Annotated in this window: 16 protein-coding genes; 13 read left to right on the forward strand and 3 right to left on the reverse strand. The window is 72.0% G+C overall.

Features of this window, described 5'->3' with window-relative positions; translation table 11 throughout:
• From AB0903_RS32565 to AB0903_RS32575, 3 genes are all read right to left on the reverse strand, one after another.
• A partial coding sequence (locus AB0903_RS32565) for an FAD-dependent oxidoreductase (protein WP_366708354.1) occupies positions 1 to 195 on the reverse strand: 195 nt, incomplete at its 3' end.
• A complete protein-coding gene (locus tag AB0903_RS32570) occupies positions 192 to 1,589 on the reverse strand; it encodes an FAD-dependent oxidoreductase (protein WP_366708355.1) in 1,398 nt (465 codons plus the stop codon). The genes AB0903_RS32565 and AB0903_RS32570, both read right to left, overlap by 4 nt.
• A complete protein-coding gene (locus tag AB0903_RS32575; protein ID WP_366708356.1) occupies positions 1,586 to 3,049 on the reverse strand; it encodes an FGGY family carbohydrate kinase in 1,464 nt (487 codons plus the stop codon). The genes AB0903_RS32570 and AB0903_RS32575 overlap by 4 nt, the downstream gene beginning before the upstream one ends.
• A gap of 481 nt (positions 3,050 to 3,530) precedes the next feature.
• On the opposite strand from AB0903_RS32575, the gene AB0903_RS32580 reads away from it, so the two are divergent.
• The 13 genes from AB0903_RS32580 to AB0903_RS32640 all read left to right on the forward strand — a co-directional run bounded on the left by AB0903_RS32580 (position 3,531) and on the right by AB0903_RS32640 (position 18,711).
• Positions 3,531 to 4,550, forward strand: coding sequence for a hypothetical protein (locus AB0903_RS32580; RefSeq protein ID WP_366708357.1), 1,020 nt, complete (start codon positions 3,531 to 3,533; stop codon positions 4,548 to 4,550).
• Positions 4,551 to 4,636: 86 nt separating this feature from the next.
• Complete coding sequence (locus AB0903_RS32585) at positions 4,637 to 6,166, forward strand: amino acid permease (protein ID WP_366708358.1); 1,530 nt, start codon at positions 4,637 to 4,639, stop codon at positions 6,164 to 6,166.
• A 186-nt stretch (positions 6,167 to 6,352) separates the two neighbouring features.
• The gene (locus AB0903_RS32590) at positions 6,353 to 7,006 is read left to right on the forward strand and encodes a GntR family transcriptional regulator (RefSeq protein ID WP_366708359.1); all 654 of its coding nucleotides are present in this window, start codon (positions 6,353 to 6,355) and stop codon (positions 7,004 to 7,006) included.
• Positions 7,003 to 7,917, forward strand: a complete 915-nt coding sequence (locus AB0903_RS32595; RefSeq protein WP_366708360.1) for a dihydrodipicolinate synthase family protein — start codon at positions 7,003 to 7,005, stop codon at positions 7,915 to 7,917. Before AB0903_RS32590 ends, AB0903_RS32595 begins: the two co-directional genes overlap by 4 nt.
• Positions 7,914 to 9,638 (forward strand): L-arabinonate dehydratase, encoded by a 1,725-nt coding sequence (gene araD / locus AB0903_RS32600; protein WP_366708361.1) that lies wholly within the window; start codon positions 7,914 to 7,916, stop codon positions 9,636 to 9,638. The genes AB0903_RS32595 and araD overlap by 4 nt, the downstream gene beginning before the upstream one ends.
• Before the next feature lie 87 nt (positions 9,639 to 9,725).
• The gene (locus AB0903_RS32605; RefSeq protein ID WP_366708362.1) at positions 9,726 to 10,676 is read left to right on the forward strand and encodes a sugar ABC transporter permease; all 951 of its coding nucleotides are present in this window, start codon (positions 9,726 to 9,728) and stop codon (positions 10,674 to 10,676) included.
• Positions 10,676 to 11,578: a carbohydrate ABC transporter permease gene (locus AB0903_RS32610; RefSeq protein WP_366708369.1), complete on the forward strand. Its 903-nt coding sequence runs from the start codon at positions 10,676 to 10,678 to the stop codon at positions 11,576 to 11,578. Before AB0903_RS32605 ends, AB0903_RS32610 begins: the two co-directional genes overlap by 1 nt.
• The gene (locus tag AB0903_RS32615) at positions 11,575 to 12,738 is read left to right on the forward strand and encodes a Gfo/Idh/MocA family oxidoreductase (protein WP_366708363.1); all 1,164 of its coding nucleotides are present in this window, start codon (positions 11,575 to 11,577) and stop codon (positions 12,736 to 12,738) included. Before AB0903_RS32610 ends, AB0903_RS32615 begins: the two co-directional genes overlap by 4 nt.
• Complete coding sequence (locus AB0903_RS32620) at positions 12,735 to 13,574, forward strand: PmoA family protein (RefSeq protein ID WP_366708364.1); 840 nt, start codon at positions 12,735 to 12,737, stop codon at positions 13,572 to 13,574. Before AB0903_RS32615 ends, AB0903_RS32620 begins: the two co-directional genes overlap by 4 nt.
• Positions 13,571 to 15,205 carry a family 43 glycosylhydrolase gene (locus AB0903_RS32625; RefSeq protein WP_366708365.1) on the forward strand — a complete coding sequence of 545 codons (1,635 nt, stop codon included), beginning with the start codon at positions 13,571 to 13,573 and terminating at the stop codon, positions 15,203 to 15,205. Before AB0903_RS32620 ends, AB0903_RS32625 begins: the two co-directional genes overlap by 4 nt.
• Positions 15,202 to 16,542 carry a sugar ABC transporter substrate-binding protein gene (locus AB0903_RS32630; protein WP_366708366.1) on the forward strand — a complete coding sequence of 447 codons (1,341 nt, stop codon included), beginning with the start codon at positions 15,202 to 15,204 and terminating at the stop codon, positions 16,540 to 16,542. The genes AB0903_RS32625 and AB0903_RS32630 overlap by 4 nt, the downstream gene beginning before the upstream one ends.
• Positions 16,539 to 17,339, forward strand: coding sequence for a rhamnogalacturonan acetylesterase (locus AB0903_RS32635; protein WP_366708367.1), 801 nt, complete (start codon positions 16,539 to 16,541; stop codon positions 17,337 to 17,339). The genes AB0903_RS32630 and AB0903_RS32635 overlap by 4 nt, the downstream gene beginning before the upstream one ends.
• 19 nt (positions 17,340 to 17,358) lie before the next feature.
• Positions 17,359 to 18,711 (forward strand): pectate lyase, encoded by a 1,353-nt coding sequence (locus AB0903_RS32640; RefSeq protein ID WP_366708368.1) that lies wholly within the window; start codon positions 17,359 to 17,361, stop codon positions 18,709 to 18,711.
• Positions 18,712 to 18,831: the final 120 nt, after the last annotated feature.

Consider the following 18,831-nt stretch of genomic DNA (forward strand, 5'->3'; position numbering starts at 1 on the left):
GTACCGGGGGCCGCCGACGGGCCGGTGGCGTGGCCCGAAGGCGCGGTGGTGACTGTGGCGAGGTGTGCCGCCGGGCCGTTGTTCGCGTTCCAGGGCCTCGACGCGGCCGGCGGCGGCCAGGTGGGCGGCCGCGGCGAGTCCGGCGGGTCCTGCGCCGACGACGAGGACGTCCACGGTGCGTTCCCTGCGGCTCATCCCCGGCCCTCCTCGAACAGTGCGCGGACCGCGGGTCCGCAGTAGAAGCCCTGGCAGCGGCCGCCGCGGGCGCGGGTGCGGCGGCGCAGTCCGTCCAGCGACCGGGGCGGGACGGTGCTGTGCAGCGCGTCGCGGATCTCGCCGCGGGTGACGCGTTCGCAGTGGCAGACGATGGTGCCGTAGGCGGGGTCGGCGGCGATGAGGTCGGCCCGCTGGTAGGGCCGTCGGGCCGCGTCCCCGATGCCGGGCATGCGGACCGGCTCCAGCTCGCGGGCGGCGCCCAGGGCCAGTCCGGCATCGGCGAGCAGGCCGGTGACGTGGGTGGCGATGGCCATGGAGGCCGTCAGACCGGTGGAGCGGATGCCTCCGACGGTGACGTACCGCTGCCGGGCGTGGGCCCGGATGCGGTAGTCGTCCTGCCCGGTGGCGGCGCGCAGGCCGGCGTAGACGGCGGTGACCTCCTCGTCGACGAGTGCGGGCAGGATCCGCCGGCCCTGGTCGCGCAGCGCCCGCAGGCCCTCGGCTGTCGACCCGGTGGCGCGTTTGTCGTCGACGTCCTCCGCGGTCGGCCCGAGGATGACGTTGCCGTACACGGTCGGTGCGACGAGGACGCCCTTGCCCAGTTCGGTCGGGACGGGGAGCAGGATGTGGCGGACGAGGGGGCGGGCGAGCTTGTCGTAGACGATCAGCTGGCCGCGCCTGGGGCGGACGGTGAAGTCGTCGTGGCCCAGGTGCCGGTCCAGCTCGTCGGCGTGCAGGCCGGCCGCGTTGACGAGGTAGCGGGTGCGCAGCGGGCCGCGTGAGGTGGCGAGTTCGTGGTGGCCGCCGCTCGTCACGGACTCCACCCGGCAGCCCAGGTGCAGGGCGACGCCCGCGAGGACGGCCTGGGTGGCGTAGGCGAGGGTCGTGGTCCACGGGCAGATGATCCACTCGTCGGGGATCTCGAGTGCGCCGAGCGCGCCGGGGCCCAGGTGCGGTTCGCGCAGGGTGAGTTCGGCGGCGTCCAGGAGGCGGGTGCCGTGGTGGCCGTTGCGGGCGGCCTTGGCGGCGAGGTCCGGGAGCGCGGCGAGCTGCCCGCCGTCCCGGGCGACGAGCAGGGCACCGACCGGTTCGAGGGGGATGCCGCTCTCTTCGGCGTAGGCGGCGAGGCGGCGCCGGCCCTCGCGTACGAGCCGGGACTCCAGGGAGCCGGGCACGGCGTCGAAACCGGTGTGCAGGATGGCCGTGTTGGCCTTGGAGGTGCCGGCCCCGACGTCGTCGGCCGCGTCGACGAGTGCGATACGCAGTCGGTGGCGGGCCAGCTCGCGGGCGATGGCGGTGCCGACGACCCCGGCCCCCACGACGGTGACGTCGTACAGGTGGTCGGGCAGTGCGCCGCCGGTGGTGACGGTCATGGCGCTCCGGGTCCGGCGGCGGGCGCCGGTGTGCGCTCCAGCAGCGCCGCGACCTCGGCGCGGAAGGCTCCGAGCCGTTCGGCGGCCCGGTCGGCGCTGATGCGGGGTTCGTAGACGGCGGAGGGCCGCCAGGCGGGGACGGCCTGCTCGGGGGTGAGGTCCGCGTCGATGCCGAGCCGTGCGACGGCCGCGGCGCCGAGGGCGGTCGCGTCGGGCAGCGCGGAGACCTCGACGGGGAGTTGGAGGAGGTCGGCCTGCGTCTGCATGAGCAGCGCGGAGCGGGTGAGGCCGCCGTCGACGCGCAACGCCGTCAGCGGGGTGCCCAGGTCGGTGGCGGCGGCGTCGGTGAGGGAGGCGACCTGCGCGGCCAGGCCCTCGCAGAGCGCGCGGACGAGGTGGCCGGGGCCGGTGTCCAGGCCGAGCCCGGTGACGCAGCCGCGGACGTCGCCGCGCCACCAGGGTGCCGCGAGCCCGGCGAGCGCCGGTACGAAGGTGACGCCACCACTGTCGGGCACCGCACTGCCGACGCTGTCGAGGTCCGCGGCGCCGGAGACGACCCCCAGGTCGGTGAGCCATCGCACGGCGGAGGCGGCAGTGTAGACCTGCCCGTCCAGGCAGTAGCTGGTCGAACCGCCGAGCCGCCACGCGACGCAGCCGACGAGGCCGGTGGTGGAACGGCGGGGCCGGTGACCGGTCTGGGCGAGCAGGAACGCGCCGGTTCCGTAGGTGCACTTGGCGGATCCGGGTTCGGTGACGCTCTGCGCGAGGAGTGCGGCCTGCTGGTCGACGAGGAGGCCGGTGAGCGGAATCCCGGTGCCGAAGGCGGTGGTGACGCCGACGGGTCCGGCCGCGTCGACGACCTCCGGCAGCCGTTCGCCGGTCAGGCCGAAGATCTCGAGTGCCCGCTGCGACCAGGCGACGCGGTCGAGGTCGAGGAGCTGGGTGCGTCCGGCGGTGGCCGCGTCGGTGACGAACGCGCCGGTGAGCCGGTGCACGAGCCATGAGTCGCTGGTGGTGACGACCCCTTCGTGGGTGAGTTCGCGGCGGATCCAGGCCATCTTCGGCGCCGCGAAGTACGGGTCCAGGGGCAGCCCGGTGAGCTGCCGTAACTCCTCGGCGTACTCCGCCAGTTCGCCGCACAGCGGCTCGGCGCGCCGGTCCTGCCAGACGATGGCGCCGGTGAGCGGCTCACCGGTGGACGGGTCCCAGGCGAGGACCGTCTCGCCCTGGTTGGCCAGGCCGACGGCCTCGACCGGCTCACCGGCGTCGGCCAGCGCCCGGCGCCCCGCGTCGACGACGGAGGTGAGCAGCTCCACCGGGTCCACCTCGACGCGCCCGCCGGGGCCGTGGCGGGGCGACACGGGCGCGAAGCCGGTGCCGATGACTCCACGTACGGGACAGACCACGAGTGCCTTGGTGCCGGACGTGCCCTGGTCGACGGCAAGTACCGGGCCCGTCATCGGTCACCCCGCTCTCCGGTGGATGGAATGGATGGAACCTGATGGAACGCGGAAGAAGCCTTGATCGCTGACGAAAGCCTGGGGCAGCCGGGCAGCGCCGTCAAGGGCCGGCAGGGGCGTCCACCTGACAGCGTGGTCCCGAACTTCCTTGCCGCGCGCCGCCGCTTGAGTAAGATCGGCCGCGCACGGAAGCGGAACGGGGGCCGGCGCAGCTCCCCGCGCTGCCCGGATCTCTACCGACGCCGGCCGACCACCGCCGTCGACGTAGCCTTGCGCCCCACTGCTCCATGAGGCCCCATGACGACCAGTGCACGTTCAGAGCTGCCCCTTGCGGCATCGCACGCGGCCGACCGCCCCACGACGGTATCGGGGGCCCGGCGGCCGTGGTGACAGACCTCCTTCCGGCGTTACGCCGCCGGGCGCGGCCCGGCCGCGCCCTGAGGTCACGGTGCCCGGCTCGGCCCGGACGGATCCGTCGCTGATGGCCCCGGACGTCTTCCGCCCGGTCTACCATCCGGCCGGCCAGGACAAGGAACTGCGCACCGCGCTCCAGGACTTGCGCACCGGCCGCTGGCGGTCGATGCGCGACCTCCTCGAGACGACGGCCGACTGGGACCTGTGGACCCGGCGCACCCAGGTGCTGGCCGCGGTCGCGGCCGGCTCCGACACGGTGCAGGCGTGGCGGACCGAGGAACCCGGCAGTTCCGCCGCGGTCGTGATGCACTGCCGGGTCGTCGTCGAGCGGGCGTTACGCGCCCACCGGGACGAGCACCGGCGTACCCGGGAGCTGTGGCACGAGGCATGGGAGGCATGCCGGCTGGCCGCACACCGGTCACCCGAGGACCCCGTGCCGTGGGTGTGCCTGCTGGCACTGGCCCGGCTCGACAAGGGGCAGCGGCTGGAGGAGCACCGGATGGCGCCGCCCGGCCCGATGCTCTTTCCCGGGCCGTGGGGCCTGCTGGCCCAGGCGGACAAGCGCGACCCGCACAATCGCGAGGCGTACCACCGGATGCTGCAGTTCCTGTACGCGCGGCAGTCCGGTGTCCATCTGTCGGAGGCGGTGAACTTCGTCCAGTGGGCGTCCTCCGCCGCACCCGCCGGGTCGTCGGTCAAGGCCCTGCCCCTGTATGTGAGGGTCGAGCGCTACCGGCGGGAGAAGGGCCATGAGAAGGCGCTGGACCTGCACTGGGTCACGGACGACGCGGCCCGTGACGCCCGGCTGGCGCTGCGGGACTGGTTCGACGCGGTGCGGCCGGAGACATGCACGCTGCTCGATCTGAGCCACTTGGCGCACGCGCTGTGGGGCTCGCAGCAATTCGCCGAGGCGGCGCGGGTGTTCGAGGCGCTCGGCCCGTTCTGGACGACGCTGCCGTGGACCTGCCGCACGACTGATCCCGGTGACGCGGGGCTCGCGGAGGAGGTCTTCGTGCGTGCACGCACCCGCTGTCTGGCGGCGGCGCGCGACACCCGTCCGGGCCCGCCCCCGGGCACACACACCTGAGCCCCCGCCCCTGGAGACCTTCCCGCTCCCCGCTGTCGCTCTCCCCTGTCCCGCTCGGCACATCGCCCGTCCCCGGAGGTACCCCGATGTCCATATCCCCGCCGAAGTGGTCGGATCCCGGCCAGGATCCGCCCCGGGACGAGGAGGAACGGCTGCGGGAACTCGGCTACCAGCCCGTTCTCGCCCGGCGGATGGGCGGCTTCGGCAACTTCGCGATCAGCTTCTCGGTGATCTCGATCCTGTCCGGTTGCATGACGCTGTACGGATTCGGCCTCGGTGCCGGCGGCCCGGCGGTGATGCTGTGGGGCTGGGCGGGTGTCGGCCTCTTCGTCCTCTGCGTCGGCATGGCCCTGGCAGAGGTGACGAGCGCCTATCCGACCTCCGGCGCCCTGTACTACATGGCCGACCGGCTCGGAGGCCGCAAGTGGGGCTGGTACACCGGCTGGCTCAACCTGCTCGGCCTGCTGGGCGCGATCGCCGGGATCGACTACGGCTGCGCCCTGTTCACCGGCGCGTTCCTGAACCTGCAGTGGGGATTCGAGCCCACCCCCGGCTCCACGATGATCATCTTCATCTGCATCCTGCTGCTGCACGCCACCCTCAACCTGTTCGGCGTACGGCTCGTCAGCCTGCTCAACTCCGTCAGTGTCTGGTGGCACCTCGGCGGTGTGGCGCTGATCGTGGGCGCCCTGGCGATCGTGCCGTCCGACCACCGGTCCCCCGCGTTCGTCTTCGGTGAGTTCGTCAACGACACCGGCTGGGACAACCCGGTCTATGTCGCCGCCATCGGTCTGCTGCTCGCCCAGTACACCTTCAGCGGGTACGACGCCTCCGCCCATCTGTCCGAGGAGACCTCCAACGCGTCCGTCGCCGCCGCCAAGGGCATCGTGCGCTCCATCTGGGTCTCCTGGATCGCCGGGTTCGCCCTGCTCGCCGGCCTGACCTTCGCCATCCAGGACTACGCGGGGACCCAGAACACCGAGACCGGGGTGCCCCCTGCCCAGATCCTGATCGACGCCCTCGGTACGGGAGCCGCCGCGGCGCTGCTGCTCGTGGTGATCGTCGCCCAGCTCTTCTGCGGCAACGCGGAGGTGGCCGCCGCCAGCCGGATGGTGTTCGCCTTCAGCCGTGACAACGCCCTGCCCGGGTCCCGGCTGTGGCGCAGGGTGAGCAGCCGCACGCAGACGCCCGTCCCCGCGGTGTGGCTGTCCGTGTCGTTCGCCTGCCTGCTGGCCGTGCCGTCGCTGTACTCCGCGACCGCCTACGCGGCCGTCACCGCGATCAACGTCATCGGCATCACCCCGGCGTACGCGATCCCGGTCTATCTGCGGCTGCGCGCAGGCGACCGCTTCCGGCCCGGTCCCTGGTCGCTCGGCCGCTGGAGCAGGCCGATCGGCTGGGTCGCCGTGGTGTGGGTGGCGTGCGTGACCGTGCTGTTCTGTCTGCCGCAGTCGCATCCGGTGACCGTCGACTCGATGAACTACGCCTCGATCGCGCTGGCGGCGGTGCTGCTCCTGGCCACCGTGTGGTGGTTCGTGGCGCGCCGTTCGTACAGCACACCGGCAGCATACGGGAACGCCCGCGAGCAGGCGGAGATCGCGGAGAACATCGTCTGACCGCGCCGAGCAGTGCGCCGAAGGGCCCGACCACCAGAACCCACCCCGCGGCGGTCGGGCCCTTCGGCGTTCCGGCGAGGAATTTCTGCGCAAAGCATTGACGGGGTGTCATGGCGGCCCTACGTTCGGCGCGTTGCACTTCGTACGTCATATATGAGACGCGATACGCGAGATCTGAGAGTGCTGATGACCTTCGCCCCCACTCCGATCCCCTCCCGGACCCAGTACGTCCTGGAGGCGATCAAGCACGGCATCCTCACCGGCGGCCTCAGCCCCGGCCAGGCCCTGGTCGAGACCGAACTCGCCACGCAGTTCGGGGTGTCGAAGACCCCGGTGCGGGAGGCTCTCAAGACGCTGGCCGGCACCGGGCTGGTGGTGATGAGCCAGTACAAGGGCGCCACCGTCCGCATGGTCGACGCCGACATGGCGCGCGAGGTGTACGACGTACGGCTGCTGCTCGAGCCGGAGGCGCTGCGGCGCTCGATCACCCGCCGTGCCTCCCTGGAGGAGGCGCAGACCGCGCTGGTGCGGGCCGACGGGGCAGCCGACCAGGCCGAAAGGTCGCTGGCGAACCGGGAGTTCCACCGGGCGCTGTACCTGCCCTGCGGCAACCCGCTGCTCGCGCGGATGCTCGACGAGGTCCGCGACCAGGCGGCACTGGTCTCCACGGTGGCGTGGGCCGCCGATCCGTCGTGGCAGCGGGAGGCGGACGAGCACCGCGAGATCCTGCGGCTCGCGCTGGCCGGCGACGCCGATGCCGCGGCCCGCGCCCTGCACGAGCACATCGACTCGTTCGTGCAGCGGGCGTTCCCGATGACGGACGAGGAGGACCAGGCATGACCGGCGATCCCGGCTTCGCGTCCCTGCGGGAGGCGCTCGCGGATGTGGTGGCCATCCCGGTCACGCCCTTCACCGCGAAGGACACCGTCGACTCCGGCGCGTACCGGACACTGGTGCGCCGGCTCCTCGACGGCGGTGTGCGGACGCTCACGCCCAACGGCAACACCGGCGAGTACTACGCGCTCGGCCCCGACGAGCGGCGCGCGGTCACCGAACTGACCGTCGAGGAGTCCGCCGGCCGGGCCACCGTCCTGGCCGGTGTGGGCCTGGACCTGCCGACGGCGGTCGCCTGCGCACGGCACGCGCGTGACGCGGGCGCCCGGATGGTGATGGTGCATCAGCCGGTGCACCCCTACGTGTCGCAGGACGGCTGGGTGGACTACCACCGGGCCGTCGCGGAGGCCGTTCCCGAGCTCGGGGTCGTGCCGTACATCCGCAACCCGCACCTGCGCGGCGAGCGCATGGCGGCGCTCGGGGAGCTGTGCCCCAATGTCATCGGTGTGAAGTACGCGGTCCCGGACGCGGCGCGGTTCGCCGCCTTCGCCCGCGACGCGGGCATGGAGCGGTTCGTGTGGATCGCCGGCCTCGCGGAGCTGTACGCGCCCTCGTACTTCTCCGCGGGAGCCACCGGATTCACCTCGGGGCTGGTCAACGTGTCGCCCTCCGTCTCGCTCGGAATGCTCGCCGCGCTGCGCACCGGCGACCACGTGGCCGCCATGAAGATCTGGGAGCAGATCCGGCCACTGGAGGAGCTGCGCGCCGCCCAGCGCTCCGCCGACAACGTGACGGTGGTCAAGGAGGCGCTGGCGTCGCTCGGTCTGTGCCGCCGCGACGTCCGCCCGCCGAGCAGCACACTGGCGAGCGGGCGGCGGGACGAGGTCGCCGGCCTCGTGGCCGGGTGGTCCGTATGACCGTGCGGCCCGAGCAGTTGCGCAGCCACCAGTGGTACGGGACGGACGGGCTGCGCTCGTTCTCCCACCGGGCCCGTACCCGCCAGCTCGGCTATCTGCCCGAGGAGCACATGGGCAAGCCGGTGATCGCGGTCCTCAACACCTGGTCCGACATCAACCCGTGCCACGCCCATCTGCGCGACCGCGCGCAGGCCGTCAAGCGCGGTGTGTGGCAGGCGGGCGGCTTCCCGCTGGAGTTCCCCGTCTCCACGCTGTCGGAGACGTTCCAGAAGCCGACCCCCATGCTCTACCGCAACATGCTGGCGATGGAGACGGAGGAGTTGCTGCGCTCCTATCCGGTGGACGGCGCGGTGCTGCTGGGCGGCTGCGACAAGACGACCCCGGCGCTGCTGATGGGCGCGACCAGTGCCGACCTGCCGGCCGTCTTCGTGCCGGCGGGCCCGATGCTGCCCGGCCACTGGCGGGGCGAGGTGCTGGGCTCCGGCACGGACATGTGGAAGTACTGGGACGACAAGCGCGCCGGGCTCATCGGCGACTGCGAGATGAGCGAGCTGGAGGGCGGGCTCGCCCGCTCCCCCGGTACCTGTATGACCATGGGCACCGCCGCCACGCTGACCGCCGCCGCGGAGGCGCTGGGGGTGACCGTCCCCGGCGCGTCGTCGGTCCCGGCGGTCGACTCCGGCCACGACCGCATGGCGGCGGCGTCAGGGCTGCGGATCGTGGAGCTGGTGCGCCGGGACCTGCGGCTGTCGCACATCCTCACCCGCGAGGCGTTCGAGGACGCGGTGACCACGGTGCTCGGCCTCGGCGGCTCCACCAACGCCGTCATCCATCTGATCGCCATGGCGGGGCGGGCGGGAGTGCGCCTCGACCTGGACGACTTCGACCGGATCGCCCGTACGGTACCGGTGCTCGCCAACGTCCGTCCCGGCGGCGGCCCTTACCTGATGGAGGACTTCCACTTCGCGGGCGGCCTGCCGGGCTTCCTGTCCCGCATCCGCGACCTGCTCCACCTGGACCGGCCGACCGTCGCCCACGCCACGCTGCGCGAGCAGCTCGACGGCGCGCTGGTGCACGACGACGACGTGATCCGCACCCGTGACAACCCGGTCGCGGCCGAGGGCGGTGTCGCCGTCCTGCGGGGCAACCTCTGCCCGGACGGGGCCGTCATCAAGCACATCGCCGCAGACCCGGCGCTCCTGAAGCACACCGAGCCCGCGGTGGTCTTCCCGGACTACCGGACGATGCAGCGCACGATCGACGACCCGTCGCTCGGCATCACCGCGAACCACGTGCTGGTCCTGCAGAACGCGGGCCCGAAGGGCGGGCCCGGCATGCCGGAGTACGGGATGCTGCCGCTGCCGGACCACCTGCTGAAGCAGGGGGTGCGGGACATGGTCCGGATCTCCGACGCCCGGATGAGCGGCACCAGTTACGGGACCTGCGTGCTGCACGTCGCCCCCGAGTCGTATGTCGGCGGACCGCTGGCCCTGGTCCGCACCGGGGATCTGATCACGCTCGACGTCGAGGCGCGTTCGCTCCGTCTCGAGGTGTCCGACGCGGAGCTGGAGCGGCGCAGGGCTCAGTGGACCCCGCCGCCGGCCCGTTACGAACGCGGCTACGGGGTGCTCTACAGCGAGCAGGTCACCCAGGCCGACACGGGATGCGACTTCGCGTTCCTGGCCAGGCCGGGCGATGTCCCGGACCCGTACGCGGGCTGAGCCCCGCCCTTTCCCGACCCAACACCCTTCGCCCGCAATCCGCACAGCGTCGAAGAAAGCGCTTACCACCAGATCGGAGATGCAGTCATGGCCCAAGCTGTGGCGCAGAAATCGCCAGGGCCGCCGGCCCGGCGGCCCAGAGCGCCCGGCCGCCGTACGGGGTCGGCCCCACGCCGGCTGCCGTATCTGCTGATCGCTCCCGCCGGGCTGCTGCTGCTCGGTTTCATCGCGTACCCGGTGCTGAGCGTCTTCTACTACAGCCTGCAGGAGTACAACCCGACCAAGCCGTGGCGCAACGGCTTCGCCGGTTTCTCGAACTTCACGACGATCTTCACGGAGGACCCGCTTTTCTGGGACACCCTGACCTTCAGCCTCAAGTGGGTCGTCGTCGAGGTGGGCCTGCAGCTGCTGTTCGGTCTGGCGCTCGCCCTGATCATCAATCAGACCTTCGCCGGCCGCGCCCTCGGCAGGGCGCTGGTGTTCTCGCCGTGGGCCGTCTCCGGGGTCCTTACCTCAGCGATCTGGGTACTGCTCTACAACTCCCAGACCGGCCTGACCCGTTACCTGGCGGACTTCGGCATCGGCGAGTACGGCACCTCGTGGCTCTCCGACACCTCGACCGTCTTCCCCGCGGTGGTCGTCGCCGATCTCTGGCGCGGCGTGCCCTTCTTCGCGATCCTCATCCTCGCCGACCTCCAGTCCGTGCCCAAGGACCTGTACGAGGCGGCCGAGGTGGACGGGGCGAGCCGGGTGCGGCAGTTCCTGCACATCACGCTGCCTCATCTGAAGGACGCGATCGTCCTGTCCACCCTGCTGCGGGCGGTGTGGGAGTTCAACAACGTGGACCTGCTCTACACCCTGACCGGCGGCGGACCGGCCGGCGAGACGACCACGCTGCCGCTCTACATCGCCAACACGAGCGTCGACGCCCACGACTTCGGATACGCGTCGGCACTGACGACGGTGGCGTTCGTGATCCTGCTCTTCTTCTCGATGGTCTATCTGCGCCTGAGCAAGTTCGGAGGCCAGGACAAGTGATCACCACTTCGGCCACGCGCACCCCCGCCCCCGCGCCCCCGGCGGCCGCTGCCGCCCCGCCGCCCGCTCCCCGGCGTCGCCACCGGCGTGCCTGGGACGAGGTGCCGCGGTGGCAGATCTATCTGCCGCTCGGCGTCTATCTCCTCTTCACGCTCGTCCCCTTCTACTGGATCCTGCTCTTCGCACTCCGACCTTCCGGGTCCACCTCCCTGGTGCCGTGGCCGATGACCACGGACCACTTCGAGAAGGTGTGGACGGAACGCAGCTTCGCCACCTACTTCCAGAACAGCGTTCTCACCGGCATCGCCGTCCTGTTCATGACCACGGTGGTCGCACTGGCCGGCGGCTACGCGCTCGCCCGCTTCGACTTCCGGCTCAAGAGGGCCTTCATGCTGGCCCTGCTGTGCTCCCAGTTCGTGCCGGGAGCGCTCCTTCTGGTGCCGCTCTTCGAGATCTTCGCGAGTCTGCGGATGATCAACTCGCTGGGCAGCGTCATCATCGCGGAGACCGTCTTCCAGCTGCCGCTGTCGATGATCCTGATCAGCGGGTTCATCAAGAACGTGCCGTACTCCCTGGAGGAGGCTGCCTGGGTGGACGGCTGCAACCGCTTCAGCGCGTTCCGTGTCGTCGTGCTGCCGCTGCTGCGGCCGGGGCTGATAGCGGTCGGCTCCTTCGCGTTCGTCCACGCCTGGAACCACTTCCTCTTCGCCCTGATGTTCCTCAACAACCAGGACAAGCAGACCATCCCGGTCGGTCTCAACACCCTGATGGGCGCCGACAGCGTCGACCTCGGCGCACTGGCGGCGGGCGGGGTCATCGCCGCCGTTCCCGTGGTGGTCGTGTTCGCGTTCATCCAGAAGTGGCTCATCACCGGCTTCAGCGCGGGGGCGGTGAAGGGATGAGCACCGTACGCGAACCAGTGCCCGTGGTGCTCGTCGGCGCCCGTGGCCACGGCGGCCACCACCTGGCGAACATCAGAAGGCTCCGACGGCAGGGGCTGGTGCGGCTGGCCGGGGTCTGCGACGTCCGGCCGCTCGGCCCGCGGGAACTCGAAGGCTTCCCCGGCATCGAGCAGTCGCCGGACCTGGACGCGCTGCTCGCCTCCACCGGCGCCCGGATCGCGGTCGTCTGCACACCGATCCAGACGCACACGGACCTGGCGCTGGTGGCCGCCCGGCGCGGTGCGCACCTGCTGCTGGAGAAGCCGCCGGCCCCCTCGTACGCGGAGTTCCGGCGCATGGCCGACGGCGTCGCGGCGGCGGGGGCGGCCTGCCAGATCGGGTTCCAGGCGCTCGGCTCGCACGCGCTGCCCGCGATCCGTTCGCTCCTCGACGACGGCGCGATCGGCGAGGTGCGCGGCGTGGGGGCGGCAGGGGCCTGGGTGCGCGACGAGGCGTACTTCCGGCGCTCGCCCTGGGCGGGCCGCCGCCGGCTCGACGGCGTCGACGTGGTCGACGGAGTGCTGACCAACCCGCTCGCCCACGCGGTGTCGACGGCGCTGGCGCTGGCGGGCACTACGCGCGCCGAGGACGTGGCGGACGTCGAGACCGAACTGTTCCGTGCCAACGCCGTCGAATCCGACGACACGTCCTGCGTCCGGGTGACGACCGCGCACGGCGGGCCGGTCACCGTGGCGGCGACACTGTGCGCGCAGACCGCGGCCGAGCCGTACGTCATGGTGCACGGCACCCGCGGCCGGATCACGTTCTGGTACAAGCAGGACCAGGTGCTGCTGCAACGGACCGGCCACGGGCCGCACGAGAACGTCCACGGCAGGACCGACCTTCTGGAGAACCTGGTCCGGCATCTGACGGACGGCGCGGCCCTGCTCGCGCCGCCCGAGGTCTGCGGCGCCTTCATGCGTGTGGTGGAGGCCATCCGCACGGCCCCCGACCCGATGCCGCTGCCGCCGTCGGTGTGGCACACCGCCCAGGACGGCGATGGACCGCGACGGGTAATCCCCGGCGTCGACGCCCTCGTCGACGCCGCCGCGACGTCCTTGCGCCTCTACTCCGAGCTCGGCGCCTCCTGGGCGCGTCCCGCGGAGGTGGCCGCACCATGACGGACACGGTCACACTCCGCTGCTCGGGACGCCCCGTCGGCCGCTACACCTTCCTTCCGGACATGGACCACCGCTCCTCCCCGCGTCCGTACCTCCACCCCCTCACCACACTGGACGGCGTGCCGGTCACCGAGCTGAGGCCCCCGGACCACCGGCATCATGTGGGCGTGTCGGTCGCGGTGCCGGACGTGGCGGGGCACAACTTCTGGGGCGGGCGCACGTTCGTACGCGGTCAGGGGCCGACCGAGCTCGACAACCACGGCGAGCAGCGGCACACGGGCTTCAAGCTGTGCGACAACGACGGCTTCGTCGAGGAGCTGACCTGGGCCGCGGGGAAACGCGTCCTGCTGCGGGAGCACCGCACGGTCGCGGTCACGGCTCTGACCGGCACGGCATGGGCGCTGGACCTCACCTTCTCGCTGACCAACGCGGCAGGCGCGGCCCTGTCCGTCGGCAGCCCCGCCACCAACGGACGGCCGGGCGCCGCGTACGGGGGCTTCTTCTGGCGGGCCCCCAAGGAGCCGTCCCCTCCGGCCGTGTTCACCGACCGGGCCGACGGGGAGGCCGCCGCGCACGGCGGACGCGCCGACTGGGTGGCCCTCGCCGGCTCCTGCTGGACACTGGTGTTCGCCGGGGCGACGGGGCGCACGCGGGAGGACCCGTGGTTCGTCCGGGCCGCCGAGTACCCGGGGGTGGGTTCGTCGCTGGCACACACCGGACGGCTGCCGGTCGGGCCCGGTGAGACGGTCGTGCGCCGTGTGGTGACCGTCGTCGCCGACGGGCGTCTGGACCGTGCGGGCGCGGCGGCGCTGATCCGCAAGGCGGTGACCGCGTGATCACCGGAGACCTCGGCGACGGTACGTACCGCAATCCGGTGCTGAACGCGGACTGGTCCGACCCCGACGTCGTCGCGGTCGGCGACGACTTCTATCTCACCGCGTCCAGCTTCGGCCGGGCCCCGGGGCTGCCGCTGCTGCACTCGCGCGACCTGGTCAACTGGAGTCTGGTCGGGCACGCGCTCCGGCGGCTGGAACCGGCGGCCGCGTTCGCCGCTCCCCGGCACGACGGCGGGGTGTGGGCGCCCTCGATCCGGCACCATGACGGCCGCTTCTGGATCTTCTGGGGCGACCCCGACCACGGCGTCTGGCAGGTCAACTCCCCGGACATCAGGCACGGCTGGAGCCGCCCGCACCTGGTGAAGGAGGGCAGGGGACTGATCGACCCGTGCCCGCTGTGGGACGAGGAGACCGGCGATGCCTATCTCGTGCACGCCTGGGCCGGATCCCGCTCCGGCGTCAAGAACCGGCTCACCGGGCACCGGATGCGCCCCGACGGCAGCACGCTGCTCGACGGCGGCCGGACCGTGGTGGACGGTGACGCCCTGCCCGGCTGGTTCACCCTCGAAGGACCGAAGCTGTACCGGCACGACGGGTGGTTCTGGATCCTCGCTCCCGCCGGAGGAGTCGCGACGGGCTGGCAGGGCGCCCTGCGCTCCCGGGACTTCTTCGGTCCCTACGAGGAGCGGGTCGTGCTGGAACAGGGCACCACACCCGTCAACGGCCCGCATCAGGGCGGCTGGGTGCGGACCCGGCACGGCGAGGACTGGTTCCTGCACTTCCAGGAGCGCGGCGCGTACGGACGGGTCGTCCATCTCCAGCCGATGCGGTGGGACGACGACGGCTGGCCCGTGCTCGGCGAGGGCGGCTCGCCCGTGCTCCGCCACACCAAGCCCGATCTGCCGCCGCAGCCCCGGTGCGCGCCCGCTGTCGACGACGCGTTTCCCGGCGGGCGGCACGGCCGCCAGTGGCAGTGGACCGCCAACCCGGGCGACGGCTGGGTGACGCTGCACTCGGGCGACGGTCTGCGGCTGATGTGCGTACGGGGCGGCGACGCGCACGATCTGCGCCGGCTGCCGCACGTACTCACCCAGCGGCTCCCCGGCCACGAGGCCGTCGTCGAGGTCGAACTGCGCCTGGACGGCGGGGAGCCGGGGGCGCGGGCCGGGCTGGCGGTGCTCGGTGACGCGTTCTCCTGGATCGGCCTCGAACGGGTGGCCGGCGGTGCGGTGCATCTGGTGCACCGGTTCGCCGAGGCCACCGCGGAGGCGGAGCGGGACGCCGCACACCGGCGGCCCGCGCCGCAGGGACGGGCCCGGCTGCGGATCGCCGTCGGGGCGGGGGCGCGGTGCCGGTTCTCGGCCGCGGTGCCCGGCGCGCCGGACGCCGGTTTCGTCCCGTCGGGCCAGGTCTTCACCGCCACTCCGTGGCGCTGGGTCGGCGCCCTCCTCGGTCTGTTCGCCGTGGCACCGGGCGACGGGCCCGCGGCGGCGGGCCAGGCCGGCGCCGCGACGTTCACACGGTTCCGCATCACACCCGTACACGCACCGAACCCATCCAACCCTCCGAACCCATCCAGCACATCCAGCACATCCAGCACGTCCGTACCAGCAGAAATGAGCCGACCATGAACATCTTCCGCCGGGGACACGGCAGAGCCGCCGGTGTCCTCGCACTCATCTCGGCCCTCGCGCTGACCGCCACCGCCTGCGGCGACGGCGGTGGCGGAGCCGCCGGCGACAAGGGCGGCGAGGGCTCCGGCACGGGCGAGATCACCTTCTGGGACAACAACGGCGGTGTCCGCACCGACGTGTGGAAGGAGATCATCGCCGACTTCGAGAAGAAGCACCCGAAGATCAAGGTCGACTACGTCGGGGTCGCTTCGACCGAGGTCCAGTCCAAGTACGACACCGCCATCCAGGGCGGCGGGCTGCCCGACGTCGGCGGCGTGGGGGCTGCGATGCTGGCCGGGATCGCCGCACAGGGCGCGCTGGAGCCCCTCGACGAACGCATCGCCGCCAGTTCTCTCGAGGGCAGGCTGAACGCCGGCATGGTGGAGAGCGTCAAGGCCGCGGGCGGCCAGAACAAGATGTTCACGGTGCCGACGTCCGCCAGCAACGGTGTGCTGTACTACCGCACCGACCTCTTCGACAAGGCGAACCTCGAGGCACCGACCACCTGGTCGACGTTCTTCACGGCCGCCGACCGGCTGACCGACAGGGACAAGAACCGCTTCGGCTACACGATCCGCGGCGGTTCAGGCTCCATCGCCCAGGCGCTGGACGCCATGTACGGCCAGAGCGGGATCGACACGTTCTGGAACGGCGACCGCACCACCGTCGACGACCCGAAGAACGTGGCGGCGCTGGAGAAGTACGCGGCCCTTTTCAAGAAGAACACCCCGGCCGCCGACGTGAACAACGACTTCACCAAGATGGTCGCCCAGTGGGACAGCGGCGAGATCGGCATGCTCACCCACAACCTGGGCTCCTACAAGGACCATGTGAAGGCACTGGGCACCGACAAGTTCCGCGGCATCCCGCTGCCCACGGCCGAGGACGGCACGCGGGTGCAGGTCTCCAACCCGGTCGACGGGCTGGGCCTGTTCAGGTCCAGCAACAACAAGGCGGCGGCCTGGAAGTTCATCGAGTTCGCCGCCTCGCACGAGTCCAACAGCAAGTGGAACGAGTCGGCCGGCGCGATCCCCGCCCACACCGAAGCGGCGAAGGACCCGTGGGTGCGGAAGGCGGAGCCCACCAGGCTCGCGGCCGAGGCGCTGTTCAGCGGTACGACGAAGATCGTGCAGCTGCCGTACTACCTGCCCGACTGGAACACCATCTCGAAGGCCGACAACGAACCGGGCTTCCAGAAGGTACTGCTCGGCAAGATGTCCGCGAAGGACTTCCTCGACAGGCTCGCCGAGCAGCTGAACGAGGCGCAGGCCGAGTGGAAGCAGCAGAACCGGTGACGCCCACCCGTCGCCAGGTGGTCGCGGCCGTCGCGGGCGTACCGCTCACGATCGCCGCGGCCCCCGCCGCCCCGGCCGTCGCGGCGCAGGGGCGCCGGACCCGCACGCTGTTCATCGCGGGAGACTCGACCGCCGCGCAGAAGTACGCCGACGCCGCGCCGGAGACCGGGTGGGGCATGGCGCTCCCCTTCTTCCTGGGCAGGTCCGCGCGGGTCGCCAACCACGCGGTGAACGGCCGCAGTTCGAAGAGCTTCGCCGACGAAGGACGGCTGGACGCGGTCCTGGAGCGGATACGCCCCGGCGACGTGCTGCTCGTGCAGTTCGGTCACAACGACGCGAAGAGCGCCGACCCGGCGCGGTACACCGAGCCGTGGTCGACGTACCGGGAACAGCTGCGCGGCTATGTCGAGGGGGCACGGGCGCGCGGCGCCGTTGCGGTGCTCGCCACCTCCGTCGAGCGGCGCAGGTTCGACACGCACGGCGGCGCGGTCCCCACCCACGGCGACTACCCGGCGGCGATGCGGGCGCTCGCCACCGACACCGGCACCGCGCTCCTCGACATCCAGGCGCTGTCGATCGCCCGCTGGCAGGAGCTGGGCCCCGAGGGGACCAAGGCGTACTTCAACTGGACACCCACCGAACAGGACAACACGCACTTCAATCCGCCGGGCGCGATCGCGGTCGCACGGATGGTCGCCGGAGAGCTGCTGCGGGCCGGTGTGCTCGCGCCGCGCGACGTACGCCGTCTCGACGACGAGGTCCCCGAGTCATGGATCGCCTGGCCACCGGCCGGCTGACACGAAAGAGAGCCGCACCATGCCTACCAAGAGATACCGGCGACGCGCCGTCACTGCGGTCCTGGGATGCCCCGCACTGGTCCTGTCCGTGACCGCGACCGCACAGGCCGCACAGGCTCCACACGCCGCACAGGCCCCACAGGCCCCACAGGCCCCACCGCACCGGGACCACCACCGGGAGCCGGCCCGCCAGACCCTCCCCGCCCAGGACGGCTGGGCATCGCTCGGCACCGGCACCACGGGCGGCGCGGACGCCGACCGCGCGCACGTCCACACCGTCACCACCTGGGAGGAGTTCAGAGCGGCGCTCGCCGACGAGAGCGACGCTCCCCGGATCATCAAGGTCAAGGGCACCCTCGACGCCACCGCGGCCGGGTGCGCGGCGTTCGAGGCCGAGGGCTACGACTTCGACACCTACCTCGCCGACTACCACCCCGATGTGTGGGGCCGCGACACCGAGGTCAGCGGTCCGCAGGAGGAGCTGCGCGCGCGGTCGGCCGACAACCAGGCCGAGGCGATCAAGGCGTACGTGCCGGCGAACACCACCATCGTCGGTGTCGGCCGTGACGCGGGCATCATCGGCGCCAGTCTCCAGGTCAAGGGCGTGGACAACGTCATCGTCCGCAACCTCACCCTGGAGAGCCCGCTGGACTGCTTCCCTCAGTGGGACCCCACCGACGGCGCGAACGGGGCGTGGAACTCCGAGTACGACAGCCTCGTGGTGTACGGCTCCACCCATGTGTGGATCGACCACAACACCTTCACCGACGGGCGCCACCCGGACAGTTCGCTGCCCCGGTACTACGGCCAGTTGTACCAGCAGCACGACGGCGAGCTCGACATCGTCAGAGGCGCCGACCTGGTCACCGCCTCCTGGAACGTCTTCGCCGACCACGACAAGACACTGATGATCGGCAACAGCGACAGCGCCGGTGCCACCGACCGCGGAAAGCTCCGGGTCACCCTGCACCACAACCTGTTCGCGGACATCGTCGAGCGCGCCCCGCGGGTCCGCTTCGGCAAGGTCGACGCGTACAACAACCACTACGTCGTCGACCGGGACACGTACGGCTACACCTTCGGCATCGGCGCGGAGTCCCAGCTCGTGGCCGACCGCAACTCCTTCTCGCTCCCCGGCGGTGTCGGCGCCGGCCGGATCCTGAAGAAGTGGAAGGACGCGCCCGTCACCGCAGAGCGCAACTACGTCAACGGCCGCCCGGTGGACCTGGTGGCCGTCCACAACGCGGAGCTGCCCGAGGAGACCCTGCGCCGGGACGCCGGCTGGACACCCACCCTGCGGACCCGGGTCGACCACCCGCGGGCCGTTCCCTGGCTGGTCGCCCACCGCGCGGGCGCCGGACGGCTCCGCTGACGGCGGAAGGAGCCCACCATGACCACACACCCCACCGGCGTCACCCGCCGGTCTCTGCTGGCCGCCGGCGCCGGGGCGGCGCTCGCCCTCGCCGTCCACCGGCCGGCGGTCACACCGGGC

Source organism: Streptomyces sp. NPDC048389, assembly GCF_040706335.1.
GTDB lineage: Bacteria > Actinomycetota > Actinomycetes > Streptomycetales > Streptomycetaceae > Streptomyces.